Raw genomic sequence first — 6,136 nt, forward strand, 5'->3', positions numbered from 1 at the left:
GTATGGGTTCATTCCGGGAAACGGCGACGGCATGAGATGCTTCCTCGGTCAGTTGTTGCTTCCACGATTCTACCTGCACTGCAAAGATGGATCGAAATTCGTCTCGCCTGGAACTCGACGTGTTCGGGAATCCATTCCGCGATTCATGGGCGAGTTTCAACTAATGATCTCATTCACAACCCGCCCATAAACATCGGTCAGGCGGAAATCTCGCCCCGCGTGGCGGAAGGTGAGGCGTTCGTGGTTCAGGCCCAGCAGATGCAGAATCGTTGCGTGCAGGTCGTGGACGTGAACCTTGTCCACGGCCGCTTTAAAGCCGAATTCGTCGGTTTCGCCATACGTCATGCCGCCTTTGACGCCGCCTCCGGCAAGCCACATTGTAAAGCCGTGGTGGTTGTGGTCGCGGCCATTGCCGTTTTCTGATGTCGGTGTTCGGCCGAATTCACCTCCCCAGATGATCAGCGTGTCTTCCAGCAGGCCACGCTGTTTTAGATCGGTCAGCAGTGCGGAGATGGGCTGATCGATGTCGGCACACAGTTTCGGCACGGTTTCGTTGTGGCCCGAATGTGTGTCCCAGGGCTGGCCATTGCCGAAATAAACCTGCACAAAGCGAACTCCGCGTTCCACCATGCGACGAGCCAGCAGGCAACCGTTGGCGAAGTGACCGGAACCGTAGGCGTCGCGAGTTTCCTTCGTTTCGCGGTTCAGGTCGAAGGCGTCGCTGGCTTCGAACTGCATGCGGAACGCGGTTTCCATCGACTGAATGCGAGCGTCCAGAACCGAATCACCCGGACGCGTCGCCTTGTGATCCGCGTTAAGCTGCTGGAGCAGATCAAGCTGACGTCGCTGAGTGGCTGAATCCCATTGACTGTTGCGCAGATGCGGCACCATCTTGTCGGCTTCGATGGTGGAATGGTTGATGTAAGTTCCCTGATATGCCGACGGCAGGAAGGCGCTGTTCCACAGGATCGAAAACCGCACCGGTCGTCCCGGACACAGCACGACGTAGCCGGGCAGGTTCTGGTTTTCGGTGCCAAGCCCGTACAGAAACCACGCTCCCATGCTGGGTCGAGTCGGAATGATCGTGCCGTTGTTCATCTGCAGCAGCGCCGGTCCGTGGTTCGGGTTATCAGCGTGGAGTGAATTCAGCACGCAGATGTCGTCGATGTGGCGCGCCAGCTTCGGCAACAGTTCGCTGACCTGTACGCCGCTGTCTCCGTGCGGACGAAAGCGAAACGGCGAAGGCAGCAGTCCGCCGGTCGGCCGTTCCGTCAGCAGGTCGGCTCCGGCGGGCTTTTGTCCGGCATACTTTTTCAACGCCGGTTTGGGATCGAACAGATCCGCCTGAAACGGTCCGCCATTCATAAACAGATGAATGACGCGTTTGGCTTTTGCCGGGAAGTGCGGGCCATTGGTCGCGGGTGTCGCGGTTGAACCCGTCGACGCGAGTGCGCTGGCGGCCGCGATCATGCCCATGCCGCCTCCGAAGTTCTGCAGCAGGCGACGGCGGTCGAGTGTGTTTGGAAGCATGAATGGGAACTCTCGTAGAAATCGTTGCGAGCCCGGTGCCTTGTCAGCATCAAATGGTTGCGTTGTGTGCCACTGGCTGTGCCAGTGCGTCTGCACTGCGGAAACCACTGGCAAAGCCAGTGCCACACAACAAAGCATGTTGGCCAGGGCACTAATCCACAAACAGAAATTCGTTCGAAGCCAGCAGCGCGTGAGTGTACTGCTGCCAGCGGGCGGTTCGATCATCGCCGGTGGAATCGCCGAGATAGTCGAGTGCCAGTGATCGCTCCCGATCCGTCGGCGATCTCAGGAATAGCAGCCGGTAGGCTTGAGTGATGCGGCCGATGTCATCATCGGGAAATTCCGTTTGCAGTCGATCGGCCAGCGCACGCGACTGTTCGGCCAGCAGTGGGCCGTTCAGCGCATAAAGTCCCTGCAGGGCGGTGGTGGTGAAGGATCGTTGCGGGCTGTGCTGATTTGGATCGGGAAAATCGTGGATCTGCAGCGTGGTGGACATTTCGCGACGATGCACAGTTCCGTACAGCGTGCGGCGGCGGTTGCCCGGTTCGTCCAGGCTGAGAGATTCTCCGCCGGTTGTCAGGTCGAGCGTTCCGCTGGCGCTCAGCATCGCGTCCCGCCAGGCTTCGAAATCCAGTCGACGCCGGTTTGCTCGCGAGTACCAGCGGTTGTCCGGATCGGCGGCGAGAGATGCTTCGTCGTTGACAGAAGACTGTTGCCACGTTGCAGACAGCAGGATCTCGCAGTGCAGATCCTTGATCGACCAGCCGCCGGCGATGAATCGCGCGGCAAGGTCGTCCAGCAGTTCCGGATGGCTGGGGCGATCGCCCTGCTGTCCGAAGTTGCTGGGCGTGTTCACGAGTCCGCGTCCGAAATGCGCCATCCAGATGCGGTTGACGATCACGCGAGCTGTCAGCGACGCCGCATCGGTGGTGATGGCGCGGGCAAGTTCCAGTCGGCCGCTGCCATTCTGAAACGGCTGCGGATTGTCGGACAATACGGTCAGAAACCGCCGCGGAACGATTTCACCGGGACGGTTCGGGTTGCCTCGAACAAACAACGGAAGATCCCGCGGTCCGGGCCGGTAGTCGAGCCGCGTGCCGTCCTGAGCCGTCGCGCCTTTGCGTTCGACGTAAAGCGATTCTTCGGCCATGCCATTGGCCAGCAGGACATCATAGTGCGGCGTGGCGGCCCTGATTCCGGCGATTTGGTTCGTGAGTTCGGCGATTTTGTCGTCGGGGACAGGCTTCTGTTTCTTCAGTGCTTCCACTTCCGCTTCGATCTTCGCGACGTCCTCCTTTGCTTTGCGCACCGGAGCGTACAGATCTTCCGGAATCAGCGGTTGTTCGGCTGGCCGGCAGCTCGCGAAGACTCCCGCCAGAGCGTAGTAATCTTCGGAACTGACCGGATCGAACTTGTGGTCGTGACAACGAGCGCAGGCGACGGTCAGCCCGAGAAACGTCTGGGAAACTGCGTCGACTCGTTCTTCCCATTCGTCGGCGACGATCACTTTGATAATTTCGCAGGGAAGCTGCAATTCCTTCCAATAGGTGGGGCTCAGGCTAATGAACCCCAGCGCCGGCAGGTCTTCCGGACCGGTTTCCGGCATCAGGTCTGTGGCAAGCTGCCGATGGACGAAATCGTCAAACGGCATGTCGCTGTTAAATGCAGCGACGACCCAGTCGCGGTACAGGTACGGCCGGCCTCCCTGTTCCAGCCAGCTTGCGGTGCGATCCGTGTACCGTGCCGCGTCGAGCCACAGCCGAGCCCACTTTTCGCCATACTGCGGCGAATCCAGCAGCCGGTCGACCAGTTGTTCAATGGCGTCGGCGGAATCGTCGCCGACAAACGCGTCAACGTCTTCCGGCGAGGGCGGCAGACCGACGAGATCGAAGCTGAGTCGGCGGATCAGCGTTGCCCGATCGGCAGCAGGCGAAGGTTTCAGCCCTTCGCGTTCCATGGCTGCCAGCACAAACTGATCGAGTCGGGACTGTGGCCACTTGTGATTCCTGACGTCGGGCAATGGCTGCCGGCGGGCGGGTTGAAACGACCAAAACTGCCGGCCGGCGTCAAAGTCGATTTCCTCATCGGCAGAACGCGGCGACGTCGTGGAAGCGGGAACGGGAGCGCCTCTGCGAACCCAATCGGTCAGCAGCGAAATCTCTTCCTCCGACAGTTTCCCGTCTGGCGGCATTTCGATATCGCCGCCGTAGCGAATGACCTGCAGCAACAGGCTGTCGTCGGGCATCTCGTCGGCAAGCACCGCGCCGCTGTCGCCTCCCTGGCGAATCGCATCCGCGGAATCCAGTCGCAGTCCTCCGTGAACCGTTTTTGCGTTCGAGGAATGGCAGGAATAGCATCGCTCCGCGAGCAGCGGACGAATGCGGGTTTCGAAGAATTCGACGTCCCGCGCGTCGGGTGCGTGCTCATCGGCGGCTGTCGCTGCGCTGGCGACGATGGCGGCACAACAAAGCAGCAAACGAAGTTGCTGGAAAGGACGGACGCCCATGAGCCTTCTTTCCGACGACTGTGGCAACCATCGCGCCACGACTCCGCACGCGGAAGGAAAGTCGATGATTGCCCGACCCTGACAATATCAGAGCAGTCGGCGTCGGCGAAAGCCAGCAATTCAGGAATTGGCCCTGGCGGCACTCTGAATGCCACGAACGTCCGCGACAACCAGCGTTCCGGTGCGTTCGCTGCGGAGCGTCGTCTTCCGCGGCATCTGGTCAGTCAGAAACCGCCGAGCGTTCCACAGGCAGGCAAATCAGATAGGCGAACAAATAACCGTAGAACGCCGTCAGCAGCGTAACCGCCATTCCCCGGCCGAGCTGTGAGGGATCATCCATGGCCGACAGCGTCTGGATGACTCCGATGATGACTCCCACCCATCCGGCAGCGACGAATCCGCGACGCCCAGTTTCGGCCGCCTGTCGCACTTCGGAATGTCGGGATGAATCGCCGCGCCCGAACAGCGCTGCCACGACGCGCAGCACGGAATTCAGTCCATGCGCTTGCCGCCATGATTCCGCCGCCGACAAACGCGACAAACAGAATCCGAAGCAACGTCGACAAGGCTGGCGGCTCCGGACCCGAACACCAGCTCCGAATACTCCCGTGATGCAATCAACAAACCAGGCCATTTCATGGGAGGTTCCTTTGGGCAGCCTTCGTACGAATTCGCGGCGACACGCGGCACGTGCCCGAACACAAGACGGCAGCCATCGCGGAATGGCAGCTTGCCGGCGACTCGTCGGCAGCACGGTTCACTATCAATCGATTCCGCTGCGGAGGCTGCATCAGTGATCGCGGGAGGATTGATTGGCGGGCCGGGAATTTTCCCGTCGTGGTCGCGACGATTGCGCAGACGGCTGCAGTGGCACGGTCTGCTACAGCGGCTTGTTGAACACGACACGTTTCGTCGAACGGGCGGGTCGGGGAAAGCGCACCGCTGCTCTTCAGAAATCTTCCTTCAGGCCGAACTGGCGGTACCGCACGTTGCGCGGGTCCATCGTGTGCCCCCAACTGACTTCTGTCACGGCGACTGCGAAGGCCGCGGCGATTCGGGAACGTTCGTCCGGACTTGGTGTCCAGCGTCCCAGGGCGATCGCTTCCACGCGATCCGCCGGAAGACTGGCCCGCGACGCAAGGTCCTCGATCCACAAGCCGGATTCTTCCAGCAAAACGTCAACTGTCTTCACTGTGATACCCATTTTTGGGGATTGCTTGTCCCATCGCCCGAGCCTGGAAACAATTGTTTTATTCAAGTTCCGCCGCGTCGCAAACAAGCGGAGTCCCGTTTTCCCGCGGCGCGATCGAATCCGGAAGTCGCGATCTGCCGATCGTCGCTCCGGGTTCGGGCGAACCGGGATATCGGCGTCCTTTTGAACACCGGCTTCCTCTTCCTGCCCACTCCTGGTAGAGTGACGCGGCGCATTCCAGCGGAGCGGCCTTTTTCGCGCTCCGTACCGGTGGTTTTTGACGTTACCGGGACCGCCCCGGAACTCCGGGAAGTGCCCGTCGGGTAACGATAGTCGATCGTTTCCCGCGAACGACAACAAGTTCCGCGGGATTTCACTGAAACAGGAAACCGTCTCCACTGATCGCGGTTGTTCGCGATCCGGAGCGCTCCCTGCGGGGGCCGCCAGGGGAGATTTTTCAGGTTGAGGAGAGAGTGCATGTCAGTCACGCTGGACAGAACGCCTACCGTCCCCGTCGCGGAATCGATTGAAAAGCGTTATCCGTTTCCGGGACTGCCCACGACGTGTGACGGTGCCGAGGCCGTCGTCTGGGTCGAAACTCGGGTTTGCCAGGGTTCCGGAGCTTACCCGATCACCAGTTCCACCACGATGGGCGGCGGCTTCAATGCGGCGGTGATGAATGGCATCCGGAATCTCTGGGGCGACAAGCTGGTATTTGTCGAGCCGGAAAGCGAACACAGCGCGGCCACGTTCTGTGAGGGCTTCGCGGCGGCTGGCGGACGCGTCACCAACTTCACGTCGGGGCAGGGACTGGTCCTGATGAAGGAAGTGCTGTACACGATCGCCGGAAAGCGGCTGGGCATGGTGTTCAATATCGGTGCTCGCGCGCTGACCAGTCACAGTCTGAA

The 6,136-nt window shown here is 60.6% G+C and carries 6 protein-coding genes; 1 reads left to right on the forward strand and 5 read right to left on the reverse strand.

The annotated features are described in order from the left end of the window. Positions 1-156: 156 nt before the first annotated feature. The 5 genes from R3C19_27280 to R3C19_27300 form a co-directional block, all read right to left on the reverse strand. Positions 157-1,530, reverse strand: coding sequence for a DUF1501 domain-containing protein (locus R3C19_27280; protein MEZ6064065.1), 1,374 nt, complete (start codon positions 1,528-1,530; stop codon positions 157-159). A 151-nt stretch (positions 1,531-1,681) separates the two neighbouring features. Then, positions 1,682-4,036, reverse strand: a complete 2,355-nt coding sequence (locus tag R3C19_27285) for a PSD1 and planctomycete cytochrome C domain-containing protein (protein ID MEZ6064066.1) — start codon at positions 4,034-4,036, stop codon at positions 1,682-1,684. 220 nt (positions 4,037-4,256) lie between these two features. Next, positions 4,257-4,523 (reverse strand): MotA/TolQ/ExbB proton channel family protein, encoded by a 267-nt coding sequence (locus R3C19_27290; protein ID MEZ6064067.1) that lies wholly within the window; start codon positions 4,521-4,523, stop codon positions 4,257-4,259. A gap of 5 nt (positions 4,524-4,528) precedes the next feature. Further along, the gene (locus R3C19_27295; GenBank protein ID MEZ6064068.1) at positions 4,529-4,675 is read right to left on the reverse strand and encodes a hypothetical protein; all 147 of its coding nucleotides are present in this window, start codon (positions 4,673-4,675) and stop codon (positions 4,529-4,531) included. 310 nt (positions 4,676-4,985) lie between these two features. After that, positions 4,986-5,228 carry a helix-turn-helix transcriptional regulator gene (locus R3C19_27300; GenBank protein ID MEZ6064069.1) on the reverse strand — a complete coding sequence of 81 codons (243 nt, stop codon included), beginning with the start codon at positions 5,226-5,228 and terminating at the stop codon, positions 4,986-4,988. 477 nt (positions 5,229-5,705) lie between these two features. On the opposite strand from R3C19_27300, the gene R3C19_27305 reads away from it, so the two are divergent. After that, positions 5,706-6,136, forward strand: a 431-nt coding sequence (locus tag R3C19_27305; protein ID MEZ6064070.1) for a hypothetical protein, incomplete at its 3' end; no start/stop codon positions are given.

It is taken from the genome of Planctomycetaceae bacterium (assembly GCA_041398785.1).
GTDB lineage: Bacteria > Planctomycetota > Planctomycetia > Planctomycetales > Planctomycetaceae > JAWKUA01.

Excerpts from the sequence above, each read along its gene's own strand:
- R3C19_27295 (MEZ6064068.1), bottom strand. The coding sequence starts at position 4,675 with ATGAAATGGCCTGGTTTGTTGATTGCATCACGGGAGTATTCGGAGCTG.
- R3C19_27285 (MEZ6064066.1), bottom strand. The coding sequence starts at position 4,036 with ATGGGCGTCCGTCCTTTCCAGCAACTTCGTTTGCTGCTTTGTTGTGCC.
- R3C19_27280 (MEZ6064065.1), bottom strand. The coding sequence starts at position 1,530 with ATGCTTCCAAACACACTCGACCGCCGTCGCCTGCTGCAGAACTTCGGA.